Below are 1,313 nucleotides of genomic sequence, written 5' to 3'. Positions count from 1 at the left end.
GGGCGGGCCTGGTCATCGGGCAGGCGATGCTCATCGCCGAGATCGTGGTGGGCGCCTTCCAGAAGGGCCTCTCCGTCGCCGACCTGGGCACGCCGCTGCTGCTGCTCGCCCTGGTCGCGGCGGGCCGGGGCCTGGTCTCCTGGCTCACCGAGCTGGCGGCGCACCGGGCGAGCGCGGCGGTCAAGTCCGAGCTGCGGGGGCGGCTCCTCGAACGGGCCGCACGGCTCGGCCCCGGCTGGCTGAGCGGACAGCGCACCGGCTCGCTGGTCTCGCTCGCGACGCGGGGCGTGGACGCCCTGGACGACTACTTCTCGCGCTATCTGCCACAGCTCGGGCTCGCGGTGGTGGTACCGGTGGCGGTGCTCGCCCGCATCGTCACCGAGGACTGGGTGTCGGCGGCGATCATCGTCGTGACGCTGCCGCTGATCCCCGTGTTCATGATCCTCATCGGCTGGGCGACCCAGAACCGGATGGACCGCCAGTGGCGGCTCCTTTCGCGGCTCTCCGGTCACTTCCTGGACGTCGTGGCGGGCCTGCCCACCCTGAAGGTGTTCGGCCGCGCCAAGGCACAGGCCGAGTCGATCAAGAAGATCACCGGCGAGTACCGGCAGGCGACGATGCGGACCCTGCGCATCGCCTTCCTCTCCTCCTTCGCCCTGGAACTCCTCGCCACGATCTCGGTCGCGCTGGTCGCGGTGACCATCGGCATGCGCCTCGTGCACGGTGAGATGGATCTGTACGTGGGTCTGGTCATCCTCGTTCTGGCGCCCGAGGCCTATCTGCCGCTGCGGCAGGTCGGGGCGCAGTACCACGCGGCGGCGGAGGGGCTCGCCGCCGCCGAGGAGATCTTCGAGGTCCTTGAGACGCCCGTCCCCGCCGCCGGTAACGGGCCCGCTCCCTCGGGCGCGCTGAGCGTGGAGAACGTGACGGTGCGGTATCCCGGCCGGGACACCGACGCGGTCTCCGGAGTCTCCTTCGAGGTGGCTCAGGGAGAGACGGTGGCCCTCGTCGGACCGAGCGGGGCGGGGAAGTCGACCCTGCTGAACGTGGTGCTCGGGTTCGTCCCCGCCACCGGGGGGCGGGTCCTCGTCGGGGGCGTCGACCTCGCCGGGGTGTCGCCCGAGCGCTGGCACGAGCGCGTCGCGTGGGTGCCGCAGCGGCCGCACCTCTTCGCCGGGTCCATCGCGGAGAACGTACGGCTCGCGAAGCCTTCGGCGAGCGCGGAACAGGTGCGGGGTTCCCTCCGTGACGCGGGGGCGCTGTCCTTCGTGGACGCGCTGCCCGACGGGGTGGAGACGGTCCTCGGCGAGGAC

The 1,313-nt window shown here is 72.2% G+C and carries 1 protein-coding gene; it reads left to right on the top strand.

Going from position 1 to position 1,313, the window contains the following annotated elements:
• A partial coding sequence (gene cydD, locus AB8Z36_RS40345) for a thiol reductant ABC exporter subunit CydD (RefSeq protein ID WP_369218321.1) occupies positions 1–1,313 on the top strand: 1,313 nt, incomplete at both ends.

Origin of the sequence: Streptomyces flavofungini, from assembly GCF_041028215.1 — a bacterium.
Classification (GTDB): domain Bacteria; phylum Actinomycetota; class Actinomycetes; order Streptomycetales; family Streptomycetaceae; genus Streptomyces; species Streptomyces flavofungini_B.
This window is presented reverse-complemented; position numbering and strand designations above follow the sequence as displayed.